This is a genomic window from Pseudomonas sp. HB05 (assembly GCF_016756915.1).
Lineage (GTDB): Bacteria > Pseudomonadota > Gammaproteobacteria > Pseudomonadales > Pseudomonadaceae > Aquipseudomonas > Aquipseudomonas alvandae.
Genome location: NZ_JAESPG010000042.1, coordinates 1 through 14,996 on the forward strand (window position 1 = coordinate 1; position 14,996 = coordinate 14,996).

Annotated in this window: 14 protein-coding genes; 2 read left to right on the plus strand and 12 right to left on the minus strand. The window is 59.9% G+C overall.

Features of this window, described 5'->3' with window-relative positions:
• Positions 1 to 73: 73 nt before the first annotated feature.
• Both JMN22_RS24870 and JMN22_RS24875 read right to left on the minus strand, forming a co-directional pair.
• A complete protein-coding gene (locus JMN22_RS24870; protein WP_030138342.1) occupies positions 74 to 538 on the minus strand; it encodes a DUF3859 domain-containing protein in 465 nt (154 codons plus the stop codon).
• Positions 539 to 764: 226 nt separating this feature from the next.
• Entirely contained in the window at positions 765 to 1,760 is a 996-nt protein-coding gene (locus tag JMN22_RS24875; protein WP_198798360.1) for an amidohydrolase family protein, read from the minus strand.
• A gap of 144 nt (positions 1,761 to 1,904) precedes the next feature.
• Here JMN22_RS24875 and JMN22_RS24880 point away from each other — a divergent pair, with 144 nt between their 5' ends.
• On the plus strand, positions 1,905 to 2,765 hold the full coding sequence (locus JMN22_RS24880) for a pirin family protein (protein ID WP_198798349.1): 861 nt from the start codon (positions 1,905 to 1,907) through the stop codon (positions 2,763 to 2,765).
• A gap of 126 nt (positions 2,766 to 2,891) precedes the next feature.
• Here JMN22_RS24880 and JMN22_RS24885 read toward each other — a convergent pair whose 3' ends face one another.
• From JMN22_RS24885 to JMN22_RS24900, 4 genes are all read right to left on the minus strand, one after another.
• Positions 2,892 to 3,620 carry a dienelactone hydrolase family protein gene (locus JMN22_RS24885; RefSeq protein ID WP_198798350.1) on the minus strand — a complete coding sequence of 243 codons (729 nt, stop codon included), beginning with the start codon at positions 3,618 to 3,620 and terminating at the stop codon, positions 2,892 to 2,894.
• 70 nt (positions 3,621 to 3,690) lie between these two features.
• Positions 3,691 to 5,595: a molecular chaperone HtpG gene (gene htpG / locus JMN22_RS24890; RefSeq protein WP_030138338.1), complete on the minus strand. Its 1,905-nt coding sequence runs from the start codon at positions 5,593 to 5,595 to the stop codon at positions 3,691 to 3,693.
• A gap of 87 nt (positions 5,596 to 5,682) precedes the next feature.
• Positions 5,683 to 6,144 carry a PaaI family thioesterase gene (locus JMN22_RS24895; RefSeq protein WP_198798351.1) on the minus strand — a complete coding sequence of 154 codons (462 nt, stop codon included), beginning with the start codon at positions 6,142 to 6,144 and terminating at the stop codon, positions 5,683 to 5,685.
• Positions 6,141 to 6,617 (minus strand): PaaI family thioesterase, encoded by a 477-nt coding sequence (locus JMN22_RS24900; protein ID WP_198798352.1) that lies wholly within the window; start codon positions 6,615 to 6,617, stop codon positions 6,141 to 6,143. The genes JMN22_RS24895 and JMN22_RS24900 overlap by 4 nt, the downstream gene beginning before the upstream one ends.
• Positions 6,618 to 6,754: 137 nt before the next feature.
• Between JMN22_RS24900 and JMN22_RS24905 the strand changes: the two genes are divergently transcribed.
• On the plus strand, positions 6,755 to 7,006 hold the full coding sequence (locus tag JMN22_RS24905) for a hypothetical protein (protein WP_030138335.1): 252 nt from the start codon (positions 6,755 to 6,757) through the stop codon (positions 7,004 to 7,006).
• A 77-nt stretch (positions 7,007 to 7,083) separates the two neighbouring features.
• Here the strand turns inward: JMN22_RS24905 and JMN22_RS24910 are convergent, their stop codons facing one another.
• The 6 genes from JMN22_RS24910 to odhB all read right to left on the minus strand — a co-directional run bounded on the left by JMN22_RS24910 (position 7,084) and on the right by odhB (position 14,966).
• Complete coding sequence (locus JMN22_RS24910) at positions 7,084 to 7,821, minus strand: DUF599 domain-containing protein (RefSeq protein ID WP_030138334.1); 738 nt, start codon at positions 7,819 to 7,821, stop codon at positions 7,084 to 7,086.
• A 276-nt stretch (positions 7,822 to 8,097) separates the two neighbouring features.
• Positions 8,098 to 9,411 carry a branched-chain amino acid transport system II carrier protein gene (gene brnQ, locus JMN22_RS24915; protein ID WP_030138333.1) on the minus strand — a complete coding sequence of 438 codons (1,314 nt, stop codon included), beginning with the start codon at positions 9,409 to 9,411 and terminating at the stop codon, positions 8,098 to 8,100.
• Between the two features lie 536 nt (positions 9,412 to 9,947).
• The gene (sucD, locus tag JMN22_RS24920) at positions 9,948 to 10,832 is read right to left on the minus strand and encodes a succinate--CoA ligase subunit alpha (RefSeq protein WP_003179236.1); all 885 of its coding nucleotides are present in this window, start codon (positions 10,830 to 10,832) and stop codon (positions 9,948 to 9,950) included.
• A complete protein-coding gene (sucC, locus tag JMN22_RS24925) occupies positions 10,832 to 11,998 on the minus strand; it encodes an ADP-forming succinate--CoA ligase subunit beta (protein ID WP_003179235.1) in 1,167 nt (388 codons plus the stop codon). The genes sucD and sucC overlap by 1 nt, the downstream gene beginning before the upstream one ends.
• 196 nt (positions 11,999 to 12,194) lie before the next feature.
• Positions 12,195 to 13,631: a dihydrolipoyl dehydrogenase gene (gene lpdA / locus JMN22_RS24930; RefSeq protein WP_030138332.1), complete on the minus strand. Its 1,437-nt coding sequence runs from the start codon at positions 13,629 to 13,631 to the stop codon at positions 12,195 to 12,197.
• Between the two features lie 111 nt (positions 13,632 to 13,742).
• Complete coding sequence (gene odhB, locus JMN22_RS24935; protein ID WP_030138331.1) at positions 13,743 to 14,966, minus strand: 2-oxoglutarate dehydrogenase complex dihydrolipoyllysine-residue succinyltransferase; 1,224 nt, start codon at positions 14,964 to 14,966, stop codon at positions 13,743 to 13,745.
• Positions 14,967 to 14,996: the final 30 nt, after the last annotated feature.

The window sequence follows — 14,996 nt, forward strand, 5'->3', positions numbered from 1 at the left end:
CGGGTCAGCCAACCTTGATACTGACTGATCCGACGCCATCGCGAGCAAGCTCGCTCCCACAGTTAATTTCAACTTAGCGCACGACAAACCGCTGCTGCGTCAGCAGCCGATCGCCTTGGAACACCATGAACCGCCACTCCCCCGGTACCACTTCGTGGCTTTCGGTGAATTCGTAGGCCATGACATCCTGCGGCGCGCCGGGCACCAGTTTCTGGATAACTTCGAACTTGTCGTGGCGCACGCCATCGGGCGTACGGATGCCCGGCGTGAAATACAGCAAGGTCAGCGGCTGGTCATTCTCGATCTTGCCCGCCAACTGGTAGCGCATGCCGAACTTTGTGCCCAGCTTGGCCGGAACACTTTCGGTCTGGCGGATCTGCTCATTGCTGCGACGCAGGACCCGCTCGCCCGACTGCAACTCGGCCTTCGGCCCTTCGAAGACCCCATATTCCACCGGGCCTTCGACACGGACTTCCGCCTGGGCCAGGCCGCAGGTCAACAACAACGCGAGCAGTGCGCTTGAACGGGTGAGGTGCATGGTGCGCTCCTTGATTGAGATGAGCGCGAGGGTATGACGCGGGGGTGACAGGCTGATGACAAAGCCAATGCACCCTGATGCTCTTGTGGCGAGGGGATTTATCCCCGCTGGGTCGCGAAGCGGCCCCTAAAACCTGTCACTTCGGTGTGTCAGACCGAACATGCTCGTCAGTTTTGGGCCTGCTGCGCAGTCCAGCGGGGATAAATCCCCTCGCCACACAGAATGGCTATTCCATTGCCACTGAGCGAGGCAACACCGCCAAAAAGTTATCCCGCGCCACCTTCCTCGCTACATCCTCGGGCAAGGCATCGAGGAACGGATCGAAGCTGTGCAATTCCTTACCCAACTTGTTGAATCGCCCTACTACGTCCGACCCCACCATGAAGCGCTCCGGGAAGCGCTCTACCAGCTTCAACCATTCATCCCGGGGCTTGCCCGCCTCATCCAGCAAATACGGCGTGAGCAGGCTCCAGGACAGGTCGATGAAAAGATTGGGATAAGACTCGAGCATCCGCGTCAGGGTTGGCAGCAGAAAATCCAGCTGGGTCTGATGCCGGTGAATCTCCATGCTCGTGCCAGCATGAGCCCAGATGAACCGTGTGTGTGGATGATTACGCAACGGCTCTTCGATTTCCGCCAGGTACAGCGGATTTTTCTCACGCTTGGAAGTGATGTTGGAATGCAGCATCACCGGCAGGTCGTTCTCTGCCGCCAGGTGATAGATCCGCGTCATGGCCTCGTTGTTGGCGCGGGGCGTGTCGCCCGAGGTCAGCGCCGTCAGGTCGTCGTGGCGCGTGAATACTTCGCCAATGCCTTGCCACAGCCCCGGATAGAGATCGAGCATGCGCTGGATATGGGCGTCGGAGTTCTTGTCGTTGGGGTTGAAGCCTGACAGGAACGGATGGAAGTGCTGGCGTTGTTCGGCGGGGAGCTTGGAGACCGCCGCAGCGACAATCACATCGGTGGCGCTGTACCAGTAGGCGTCCGCATCGTCACCGGCGTAATAACGCGGGCGCTTGGGTTCGTCTTCGTGCCATTTCTTCGCCACGGGCACGCCGGAAATCATGACGTGCTCAATGCGATTTTCCGCCATCGCCTTGAGCAGCTTGGGCATGCCGGCGGTTTCCTGGAAGAAATCGACGTAATGCAGGTGCGCATCACTGTAGGCATATTCGCGGGCCGCGGCGGCGCTGCTCGCAACGGCCAGCAGACAAGCGAACATCAGACGGATCGACGACACGGGCACTCTCCAGAAGCCATGAGCAGCATAGACCCCCGCCGTCCCGCCTGGGTTCAAGCCGTCGCTGCCGTCCGTTGCAACCTCGGGTTATGCTTTGCCGATTCGTCGTTCAACCTGGAAGACACCATGACCGCTCCCCTGATCGTTCGCCCCCGTGCAGAAGACGTGGAAGGCCAGCCGATTCTTCGGCCGTTGCCGTCCGCCAAATGCCGCAGCGTCGGACCTTTCGTGTTTTTCGACCATATGCTGCAAACGTCCTACCCGGCGGGTAAAGGCATGAACATCCGCCAGCACCCACATATCGGCCTGTCCACCCTCACCTACCTGTTCGAGGGCCAGATCCAGCACAAGGACAGCCTCGGTTCCGATCAGGTGGTCAACGCCGGGGACGTCAGTTGGATGACCGCCGGCAGCGCCATTGCCCATGTCGAGCGCACTCCACAGGCATTGGTGGAACGAGGTTTTGTCATGCATGGGCTGCAAGTCTGGCTGGCCTCGCCCACTTCGCACGAAGAAGGCCCTGGGCACTACAGCCATCATCCGGCCAACAGCCTGCCGGTCAGCGAGAACCTGGGCGCCAGCATCCGCATGATCGCCGGGTCAGGCTTTTGCCTGGAATCGCCGGTGCCGGTGCTGTCGCCTACGTTGTATGCCGAACTGCACCTGCAGACCGCGACGACCTTGTTGATCCCCACTGAGCATGAAGAGCGCGCACTGTATGTCCTGGAGGGTGAAGCACAATTGGACGGTGAGCCGCTGGAGCCTCATGCGCTGGTCATATTGCCAGCCGGAGAAGAGATGACGCTGTCGGCCGACAGCGATTGCCATGCCGTGCTGTTCGGCGGCGCCCCCCTGGACGGACCTCGGCGGATGAACTGGAACTTCGTCTCGAGCGACCCGGCCCGGATAGACGAAGCCCGCCGGCGCTGGGCGGCCGGGGACTGGCCGAGCGTACCTGGGGAAAGCGAACGGATCGAACTGCCCTAGAGTTATACACATCCCGTGGCGAGGGAGCTTGCTCCCGCTCGGTTGCGCAGCAACCGCAGAAAAAAGCGGGGCCGCTGCGCAGCCCAGCGGGAGCAAGCTCCCTCGCCACGGGGCTATGTCAGACCATCAGCCCTTGAACACTTCATCGAGCAAGTTGTGCATCGAGCGGAACGCCCGCCCGGCGACCTTGGCGTTGTACATCATCTTGCCCGGCACATTGGCCTGCGGGTCGGTGAACGAATGTACCGCGCCGCCGTAGCTCAGCAGTTGCCAATCCACCCCGGCCGCGTTCATCTCATCTTCGAAGGCCGGCAGTTGTTCTTTCGGCACCAATGGGTCGGAGGCGCCGTGCATGACCAGGACGGCGCCCTGGATGTTCTGCGCATCGGCCGGGTTGGGCGTATCCAGGGTGCCGTGGAACGAAATCGCGGCCTTGAGCGGCGCCCCGGTGCGAGCCAGTTCCAGGGAACAGCAACCGCCAAAGCAAAAGCCAAACGTGGCCAGTTTCGAAACGTCGACCTGCGCTTCGCCCTGGCTTTGCAATTGTTCGAACGCGGCCTGCATGCGCTTGCGCAACAACGCCCGGTCATTCTTGAGCGGCATCATCGCCGCACCGGCCTCGTCGGCATTGGACGGGCGCACGGTTTGCCCATACAGATCGGCAATCAGCACCACGTAACCGTTCGCCGCCACTGACCGGGCGATTTCCTCGGCTCCTGCCCCTACGCCCATCCAATTCGGTGCCATCAGCAAACCCGGGCGCGGCCCCTGCTGGTGGGTATCGAAGGCCAGGCGGCTTTCATAGCTTTGGCCATCGAGCTGATACACCACCGAACGAACCGTAATCTGACTCATAGTTGACTTCCCCTTGGCGGAACAATGGAAATGAAAAAACCCGCCGAAGCGGGTTTTTCCTACAACGTGATTAAGCTGACAATTCAACCAACAGCTTGTTCAGGCGACGGACATAGGCCGCCGGGTCTTTCAGGCTGTCGCCGGCCGCCAGGGCCGCCTGGTCGAAGAGGATGTGCGACAGGTCGCCAAAACGCTCTTCGCTCTGCTCGTTGTCGAGCTTCTCCACCAGCGGGTGAGCCGGGTTGAATTCGAAGATCGGCTTGGAATCCGGGACTTTCTGGCCGCTGGCTTCGAGGATCTGGCGCATTTGCAGACCCAGGTCCTGCTCGCCGATGGCCAGGATCGCCGGGGAATCGGTCAGGCGGTGGGAAACGCGTACTTCGCTGACGGCATCGCCCAACGCAGTCTTGATCCGCTCCACCAGGCCTTCCTTGCTCTTGGCCACTTCCTCGGCGGCCTTCTTGTCTTCTTCCGAATCCAGGTTGCCAAGGTCCAGGTCGCCACGAGCCACGTCGACAAAGCTCTTGCCGTCGAATTCGTTGAGGTAGCTCATCAGCCACTCGTCGATGCGATCGGTGAGCAGCAGCACTTCGATGCCTTTCTTGCGGAAGACTTCCAGGTGCGGGCTGTTCTTGACCTGTGCATAAGTCTCGCCGGTCAGGTAATAGATCTTGTCCTGGCCTTCCTTGGCGCGGGCCAGGTAATCGGCCAGGCCAACGATCTGCTCGCCGTCGTCGCCCTGGGTCGAGGCAAAGCGCAGCAGGCCAGCGATCTTCTCCTTGTTGGCGAAGTCTTCGGCCGGACCTTCCTTCATCACCTGGCCGAAGTTCTTCCAGAAGCCCTTGTACTGCTCAGGCTCGTTCTTCGCCAATTTTTCCAACATGTCCAGCACGCGCTTGGTCAGTGCCGACTTCATGGAATCGATGATCGGATCTTTCTGCAGGATTTCCCGCGAAACGTTCAGCGACAGGTCGTTGGAGTCCACCACACCCTTGATGAAGCGCAGGTACAGCGGCAGGAACGATTCGGCCTGGTCCATCACGAACACACGCTGCACGTACAGCTTCAGGCCGCGTGGCGCTTCGCGCTGGTACAGATCGAACGGCGCACGGGCCGGCACGTACAGCAGCGAGCTGTATTCCAGCTTGCCTTCGACCTTGTTATGGCTCCAGCTCAGCGGATTCTCGTAGTCATGACCGATGTGCTTGTAGAACTCCTGGTATTCCTCGTCCTTGATCTCGGTGCGAGGACGGGTCCAGAGGGCACTGGCGCGGTTGACGGTTTCCCATTCCACTTCAGGCTTTTCTTCGCCTTCGGCCGCGGTGACTTCCTTCGGCAGCTCGATTGGCAGCGCGATGTGGTCTGAGTACTTCTTGATGATGTTGCGCAGGCGCCAGCCATCGGCGAACTCTTCTTCGCCAGACTTGAGGTGCAGGACGATGCGGGTGCCGCGATCAGCCTTGTCGAGGGTCGCGACTTCAAACTCGCCCTCGCCCTTGGACGACCAGTGCACGCCTTCGCTCGCAGCGAGGCCGGCACGGCGGCTGAACACTTCGACGTGGTCAGCGACGATGAACGCGGAATAGAAACCGACGCCGAACTGGCCGATCAGGTGCGAATCCTTCTTCTGGTCGCCGGACAGGTTCTTCATGAAATCGGCGGTGCCGGACTTGGCGATGGTGCCCAGGTGCGTGATCACCTCGTCGCGGCTCATGCCGATACCGTTGTCTTCGAGGGTGACGGTTTTCGCGTCCTTGTCGAAGCTCACACGGATTTTCAGCTCGGCGCCGCCTTCCAGCAGTTCTGGCTTGGACAGCGCTTCGAAACGTAATTTGTCGACAGCGTCGGAGGCGTTCGAAATCAGCTCGCGGAGGAAAATTTCCTTATTCGAATACAGCGAGTGAATCATCAGGTGCAGCAGTTGCTTCACCTCGGTCTGGAAGCCCAGGGTTTCCTTTTGAGTTTCCACGCTCATGGTCATCAAACTCCAAGTGGATGGTGGTGTCCGCCTCGCAGAGATTGGCGGCGGGATGTCCTCAAGGTGGGGGCAACTCGGGTGATTTCAAGAGCCGGCCGGCTTGGAGGGCGCCGGGATCTTGAAATGGGCCCGGGCAGTGGCGATGGGTTCGGCTTCAGCTTCCTGCCAGGCAGTGATCGCGACGTTGGCCACACGCCGCCCCTGGCGCCAGACCTGGCACCTCGCATAAGTATCGCGAAACTGCCCGGCTCGCAGGTAATCCAGGGAAAAATCGATGATCTTGGGTACACTGGCCGCATGTGTGGCGATCAGCAGATGAACGGCGGCCGATAGCTCCATGAATCCGGCGATGACCCCACCATGGATAGCAGGCAGTAAAGGGTTACCAATGTTGTCCTTATTGGCTGGCAAGCAAAACAGCCATTCATCGCCCTGGCGCGTGCATTCGACGCCGATGAGTTGCGCATAGGGAATCAAGGCCAGTAGCCGCCCGACGTCGCCCTGCTCACACGCCTGGCGCAGTTGCGCCTCAGTGATGTCGGTCATGGTTTTTGCGCCGCAGCCGCCAGGCCGCCCTTTTTCATTCCCCGGGCGCTGTCACCCAGGCGCATGAAGGTGCCGACCACATGGGCAATGGGTCGCTCCGGATCGTCCTGGTAGGCAAACCCACGGCTGAAGATCACGTCCGGCGTGATCCGATAGCACTGGGCAAAGCCATAGATAGCTTTGTCGGGCATGGCGGCGTGCATGTAGTCGATACGCAGGTCCAGGGTCGGACAGACTTCAAACTGCGGTAACACGCACAACGTCGACATGCCGCAGGCGGTGTCCATCAAGGTGGTCAACGCCCCGCCATGGACAATGCCCGTCAAGGGATTGCCAACGATCTGCGGGCTGTAAGGCAACACGACGGTTAATCCATCGCGACTGGCGCTGTGGAGTTTCAAGCCCAACACCTGACAGTGCCTGAGCGCAGATAAAAAGCGTGTCGCGCGGTCAAAAACGGAATCTTCAGCCATCGGTCCAATACTCCCCTCAAGGTACGCGATAAAGTTCCATCCGCCGGCAAGTTATATATCTATGGGATCAGGAGGAACTTAACCCCGGGGGCGCGGCTCAAACGGCCAGTAGTTATATCCATAAGGAGAAACACCCCATGCGTAAGACTTTTGCTATTGCCTTGATGTTGGCCGCCTCCCTCGGTCTCGCCGCCTGCGATAAAAAATCCGAGGACAAAGCTCAAGATGCCAACCAACACGCTGAACAAGCTCAGCAAGACATGAACAAAGCACAGGATAAAGTGAACGACGCGGCGAAAGAAAACGCCGAAGCTGCCAAAGCTCAGTCTGAATCGAACAGCGCCGCCCAGCAGGAACAAGCGCCTGCCACCGCGCCTAAAACCAACTGATACGGTTTTGGCAGCAAAAGAAAACCCGCCTGGTGCGGGTTTTCTTGTATCTGGCATCCAGGAAAGTTGCTGCGCCGTCAGGCCGCTTCCTTGCCCGCCTCGGGCGCTGGCGCTTCGGTAGGCGTATAGACCATCACATCCAGTACATCCGAATGAAACTCGCGCTGATACAACACGAAGACCACGCCGGCACTCATCAACATGAATAACCAGGGGCTGACGAACCAGGCCAACATGGTCATGCCGAAATAATACGAACGCAGGCCGAAGTTGAACTGGTTGGCCGCCATTGAAATAACCCGCGCGGCTCTTGAAGCAAAAGCCTTGCGCTCCTGCTCGGACACATGCCGCTCACCGATCATCGGCGCCGACCCCACCAGGACCGCCGCGAAGTTGTATTGGCGCATGCACCAACTGAACGTGAAGAACGCGTAGACGAACACCAGCGCTAGGCAAAGAAGCTTCAGTTCCGCCATGCCTTGGGAGGCCTGCTGCACCAGTGGCAGGTCCGCCAGCAACGACACCGCCCGGTCGGACGCCCCGAGTACCGTCAGGATGCCCGCCAGGATAATCAACGTACTGGAGGCAAAAAACGATGCGTTGCGCTCCAGGTTGCCGATCACGCTGGCATCGGCGATGCGGTTGTCGCGCAGCAGCATGCGGCGCATCCAGTCTTCGCGGTACAGGTGCATGACACTGGCCAGGCAGGCCGTGTCGCGGGCTTTCCATGAGGCGTAACGGGTGTAGCCGGCCCAGCAGATGATGAACCAGATCGCGGCCAGGAGATGGATCAGGTTGGCTTGGATGAATGACATTCGATTTCCTGTGTGTCTAAAAACATGACGTCTAAAGCCAGACTGCCTTGCGGACCTGTGGGAGCGAGCTTGCTCGCGATGGCGTCGGATCAGTCAGAGATGAGGTGGCTGATAGACCGCTATCGCGAGCAAGCTTGCTCCCACAGGGTTCCATGCAGGCTTTCAGGACACTGCTTCGACGTTAGCCCACGAAAAAAGACACCGCACTCAAAAAAAATGCCCCGTATCGATCGACACGGGGCATTTCGTTTTGTCGGCGAACTGACGGCGAGCGGCTTATGCCAAGGCCTCGCTGCGCTTGCCCAGCAGGCGGTCACACACCACCGCGACCGCCAGGGTCATGACCGAAGGCACCAGCCACGCCAGGCCTTGCTCGCTGAGCGGCAGGTGAGCGAGTTGCGCTGGCATCCAGTCCGCCAGGCCCGCGCCCTTGAGCGCGTCGATCAGGCCAAACAGGAACGACACCAGCATCACCGGGCCGACGATGCGCCCTTGCTCGTGCCAGAAATCCTTGCAGAAGCTCAGGGCCACCAGGGCGATACATGGCGGGTAGATCGCGGTGAGGACCGGAATCGAGAACGCGATCAGCTTGGTCAGGCCCAGGTTGGATACCAACAGCGAGAACGCCGCCAGGATCACCACCAGGGTCTTGTAGGACAGCGGCAGGACGCGGCTGAAGTATTCCGCGCAGGCGCAGGTCAGGCCGACCGCCGTTACCAGGCATGCGAGGGAGATCAGTACCGCAAGGAAACCGCTGCCCAGGCTGCCGAACGTGTGCTGCACGTAGGCATGCAGCACGGCGGCGCCGTTGGTCGCGCCCACAGCCACTTCATGACTGCCGGAGCCCAGGCGGAACAGGCTGACGTAGACCAGGGCCAGCCCTACCCCGGCGATCAGCCCGGCGATGATCGCGTAACGGGTGATCAAGGCCGGCGACTCGACGCCACGGGAGCGGATGGCGTTGACGATGACGATGCCGAACACCAGGGCGCCGAGGGTATCCATGGTCAGGTAGCCATTGATGAAGCCTTGGGAGAACGGTGCCGCCACGTATTCGGGAGTCGCCACGCCGATATCGCCGGCTGGCAAGGCAAAAGCGGCAATACCGAGCACGGCCAGGGCGATGATTTTCAGCGGCGCGAGAAAACGTCCGACGGTATCCAGCAAGCGGCCCGGGTAGAGCGAGATGAAGAACACCAGGAGGAAGTACACCGCGCTGTAGAGGAACAGCGCCAGCGGGCTTTCGCCGGTCAATGGCGCCAGGCCGACTTCGAACGATACGGTGGCGGTTCGAGGCGTGGCGAACAGCGGGCCGACCGCCAGGTAGCACACGGCGGCCAGCAAGCCACCGGCAATCTTGCCGATCGGGCTGCTCAAAGCGTCCATCGCACCACCGACCTTGGCCAGTGCGACGACCGTGATCACCGGCAACCCTACCGCTGTGATCAAGAAGCCCAGCGCCGCCATCCAGACATGAGGCCCGGACTGCAAACCGACGATAGGCGGGAAGATGATGTTGCCGGCCCCGACGAACAGGGCAAATGTCATGAAACCAAGCGCCAGGATGTCCTGGCCTTTCAACACTTTCATTAAGGAAACCACACTACTGAATCGGAATTTAGAGAGGGATTTCCCTTATGGGTGAGGGAAATGCTGCCGATCCGTATGGGGCCGGCCCGTTTAGCGCGTCGCTGCCTTGTGGGCCGCGGTCGCAAAATTGGCCGCCAGACTAACGAATTTGCGCGCAAAACGCACTGTTACAGGGCGAACTATCCGATACACGACGTATCTGTGTCGCGTTTTTGCATGTAAATGGTTGGCGACTGTCATTCCGTCATCGCGAGCAAGCTCGCTCCCACAATGAAAATGCACTCATGCCCTTGTGGCGAGGGAGCTTGCTCCCGCTGGGCTGCGCAGCGGCCCCAATACAGGCAACCGGATCTATTCAGGTAAAACGGCGCTGCCTGGTTTACGACTGCTGCGCAGCCGAGCGGGAGCAAGCTCCCTCGCCACAAGAGCCGTCCTACATTATCCAGGTAGAGCAGCTGCACAGGCATAGGGGCCAGGAACGACAAAGGCCACCCGAAGGTGGCCTTTGTTGCTGGAACAAAAAAGTCAGCCGAAGCTTACTTCTTCATTTCCCAGCCAGTCAGCTCGGCCAGGGCCTTACCGATGTCTGCCAGCGAACGCACGGTTTTCACGCCTGCGTCTTGCAGTGCAGCGAATTTCTCGTCTGCAGTGCCTTTGCCGCCGGAGATGATTGCGCCAGCATGGCCCATGCGCTTGCCCGGAGGAGCAGTCACACCTGCAATGTAGGAAACAACCGGCTTGGTCACGTTTGCCTTGATGTAGGCAGCGGCTTCTTCTTCAGCGGAACCGCCGATCTCACCGATCATGACGATCGCTTCGGTCTTCGGGTCTTCCTGGAACAGCTTCAGGATGTCGATGAAGTTCGAGCCCGGGATCGGGTCACCGCCGATGCCGACGCAAGTCGACTGACCGAAACCGGCGTCAGTGGTCTGCTTGACAGCTTCGTAGGTCAGGGTGCCGGAACGGGAAACGATACCGACCTTGCCTGGCAAGTGAATGTGACCTGGCATGATGCCGATCTTGCATTCGCCTGGAGTGATCACGCCTGGGCAGTTAGGGCCGATCAGGGTGATACCCAGCTCGTCGCACTTGACCTTGGCTTCCAGCATGTCGATGGTCGGGATGCCTTCGGTGATGCAAACGATCAGCTTGATGCCGCCGAACGCTGCTTCAAGGATGGAGTCCTTGCAGAACGGAGCTGGAACGTAGATCACGCTGGCGGTGGCGCCAGTGGCAGCTACAGCGTCTTTCACGGTGTTGAAGACAGGCAGGCCCAGGTGCTCGGTGCCGCCTTTGCCTGGCGTTACGCCGCCAACCATCTTGGTGCCGTATTCGATGGCTTGCTGGGTGTGGAAACTACCTTGCGAACCGGTAATACCCTGGCAGATAACCTTGGTGTCTTTGTTGATCAGGACGCTCATTATTTGCCCTCCGCAGCTTTAACGACTTGTTGAGCAGCGTCGGTCAGGCTGGTAGCAGCGATGATGTTCAAACCGCTTTCTGCCAGTACTTTAGCGCCCAGCTCAGCGTTGTTGCCTTCGAGGCGAACAACAACCGGGATTTTCACGCCGACTTCTTTCACGGCGCCGATGATGCCTTCGGCAATCATGTCGCAGCGAACGATGCCGCCGAAGATGTTGACCAGTACTGCAGCGACGTTGGTGTCGGACAGGATGATCTTGAACGCTTCGGTAACGCGTTCCTTGGTAGCACCGCCGCCCACGTCGAGGAAGTTGGCTGGCTTGCCGCCGTGCAGGTTGACGATGTCCATGGTACCCATGGCCAGGCCAGCGCCGTTGACCATGCAACCGATGTTGCCTTCCAAGGCTACGTAGTTCAGTTCGAACTTGGCAGCGTGCGCTTCGCGCGGATCGTCTTGCGACGGATCGTGGAAAGTCTTCAGCTTAGGCTGACGGTACATGGCGTTGGCGTCGATGTTGATCTTGGCATCGAGGCAGTGCAGGTCGCCGTCGGCCTTGATTACCAGCGGGTTCACTTCCAGCAGTGCCAGGTCGTGGTCCTGGAACAGCTTGGCCAGACCTACGAAGATCTTGGCGAATTGAGTGACCTGCTTGCCTTCCAGGCCCAGCTGGAATGCCAGCTCGCGGCCCTGGAATGGCTGTGCGCCAACCAGTGGATCGATGGTGGCCTTGAGGATTTTCTCAGGGGTGTCGTGAGCGATTTTCTCGATGTCCACGCCACCTTCGGTGGAAGCCATGAACACGATGCGGCGGCTCGAACGGTCAACGACAGCGCCCAGGTACAGCTCTTTAGCGATATCAGTGCACGATTCAACCAGGATCTTGGTGACTGGCTGACCGTTGGCGTCGGTCTGGTAAGTCACCAGACGCTTGCCCAGCCACTGCTGTGCGAAGGCTTTGGCGTCTTCTTTGCTGCGAACCAGCTTGACGCCGCCCGCTTTACCGCGACCACCGGCGTGAACCTGGGCTTTGACAACCCATTCGCTGCCGCCGATTTTGTCGCAAGCTTCTGCTGCCGCTTCCGGGGTGTCTACAGCGTAGCCGGTGGATACTGGCAGGCCGTACTCAGCGAACAGCTGCTTACCCTGATACTCGTGAAGATTCATGCTTATTACCGTCTTCGTTAGGTACTGCGCATTCGGTGCTGCACCGTTGTGGTGCCGCACCACCTGTGACTGCTGCTTGCGTAGCGTTCCGGTGTACCGGTACCACTACGCAAGGCTGCGTCCAGCGGATATTCCGCGGTGAGTCTTGCTCGCAAGGCTCACGACGGGCCATACCGCCGTGGTTTCTTATTATCTGTTAACGCTTCTTGCGGTTGGCCACGTGGATGGCGCCGCCATTCACGGCCAGGGCCGCTTCGTGCAAGGCTTCGGACAGGGTCGGATGGGAGAAGACCATCATGCCCAGGTCTTCAGCGCTGGTGCCGAATTCCATACCGATCGCGCCTTGCTGTACCAGCTCGGCAGCGCTTGGGCCGATAACGTGAACGCCCAATACGCGATCCGTCTTGGCATCGGCGATGACTTTCACGAAACCACCGGTGTCGTTGGCTGCCATGGCACGGCCGGAGGCGGCGAACGGGAAGGTGCCGACGTTAACTTCAACGCCTTCGGCTTTCAAGGCCTGCTCGGTTTTACCAACCCATGCGATTTCCGGGTGGGTATAGATAACCGATGGGATCAGGTCATAGTTCATCTGGGCCTTGTGGCCCTTGATGCGCTCGACAACCATGATGCCTTCTTCGGAAGCCTTGTGGGCCAGCATCATGCCGCGAACCACGTCACCGATGGCGAACACGCCCGGTACGGCGGTTGCGCAATGGTCATCGACCGCGATGAAACCACGCTCGTCGATTTCCACGCCGCAATCGGCGGACAGCAGGTCAGTGGTCACTGGACGACGGCCGACCGCAACGATCAACTTGTCGAAGGTGATGGTCTGTTCGCCGTTGGCGTCGGTGTAGTTCACCACGACTTCTTCGCCGTTGACCTTGGAGCCGGTCACACGGGCACCCAGCTTGATGTCCAGGCCTTGCTTGGTCAGGGTCTTCAGCGCTTCCTTGGAAACCGCGGTGTCAGCGGCCATCAGGAATGTGTCGAGGGCTTCGAGCACGGTCACTTGCGAACCCAGGCGCGACCATACCGAACCCAGCTCGAGACCGATCACGCCAGCGCCGATCACGCCCAGGCGTTTTGGCACGGACTGGAATTCCAGGGCGCCAGTGGAGTCGACGATGACGTTCTGGTCGACTGGAGCAGGCGGGATGTCGATCGGACGCGAGCCTGGTGCCAGGATAACGTTCTCGGCTTCGATCACTTCGACCGAGCCGTCAGGCTTGGTCACTTCGACTTTCTTGCCCAGCAGCAGCTTGCCGTGGCCTTCGATGGAGGTGACGCCGTTGGCCTTGAACAGGGTGGCAACACCGCTGGTCAGGTTCTTGACGATGCCAGCCTTGCGGCCAACCATCGCGGCTACGTCCATCTTCACTTCACCGGTAGAGATACCGTGAACGTTGAAGCTTTCCTTGGCTTCCTTGTACTTCCAGGAGCTGTCCAGCAGCGCCTTGGATGGAATGCAACCGACGTTCAGGCAAGTACCGCCCAAGGCCTGTTTGCCTTCCTTGTCGGTGTATTTCTCGATGCAGGCAGTGGAAAGGCCCAGTTGCGCAGCCTTGATGGCCGCTACGTAGCCGCCAGGGCCCGCACCAATCACTACCACGTCGAATTTCTGAGTCATGAGTCATTCCTTCTCGAATCAAACCGGACGGTCACTTGTGGGGACCGCCGTGGGACGAAACCGGTTGTTTCAGCAAAGGGCCGGTCGAAAAGACCGGCCCTCGCGGCGAAATCAGATATCCAGCAGCAGACGAGCCGGATCTTCCAGCAGGTTCTTGATGGTGACCAGGAACGTCACGGCTTCTTTGCCGTCGATCAGGCGGTGATCGTAGGACAGTGCCAGGTACATCATCGGACGAATCACGACCTGACCGTTGATCGCCATCGGACGCTGCAGGATATTGTGCATGCCCAGGATAGCCGCTTGTGGCGGGTTGACGATCGGGGTCGACATCATCGAACCGAATGTACCACCGTTGGTGATGGTGAACGTACCGCCGGTCATCTCTTCGATGGACAGCTTGCCGTCACGGGCCTTCTTGCCGAAGGTGGCGATGCCGCCTTCGATTTCGGCCAGGCTCATCAGCTCGGCGTTGCGCAGGACCGGAACCACCAGGCCACGGTCGCTGGAGACCGCGACACCGATGTCGGCGTAGCCGTGGTAGACGATGTCGGAACCGTCGATCGACGCGTTGACGGCCGGGAAGCGTTTCAGCGCTTCGGTGGCAGCCTTGACGAAGAACGACATGAAGCCCAGGCGTACGCCGTTGTGGGACTTCTCGAACAGGTCCTTGTACTTCGAACGCAGGGCCATGACTTCGGTCATGTCGACTTCGTTGAACGTGGTCAGCATCGCCATGTTCGACTGGGCTTCAACCAGACGCTCGGCAACCTTGGCACGCAGGCGGGTCATCGGAACGCGTTTCTCGACGCGGTCACCGGCAGCGAACACTGGCGCGGAAGCGGCAGGCGCGGCTGGCTTGGCCGGTGCGGCGGCTGGAGCGGCTTTCTTGGCGGCAACGGCTGCAACCACGTCTTCCTTGGTCACACGACCACCCTTGCCGGTGCCGGCAACGGAAGCGATGTTGATGCCATTCTCTTCAGCCAGCTTGCGAGCAGCTGGAGCGGCGACTGGATCGTCTTCGCCCGAAGCAGCAGGCGCAGCGGCCTGAGCGGCAGCCGGTGCAGCAGCGGCGGCTGGAGCGGCAGCAGCAGCGCCGCCCTCTTCGATCGAGCCCAGGACCTGGTTCGACAGAACGGTAGCGCCTTCTTCGGCAACGATTGCGCCCAGTACGCCGTCAGCTTCGGCCAATACTTCCAGCACGACCTTGTCGGTCTCGATGTCGACGATCAGGTCGTCACGCTTGACGGCCTCGCCTGGTTTCTTGTGCCAGGTGGCAACGGTGCCATCGGCAACCGATTCCGGGAATGACGGGGCTTTGATTTCGATAGCCATTATCTGTGGGTCCTTAAAATTCGGTTTCAG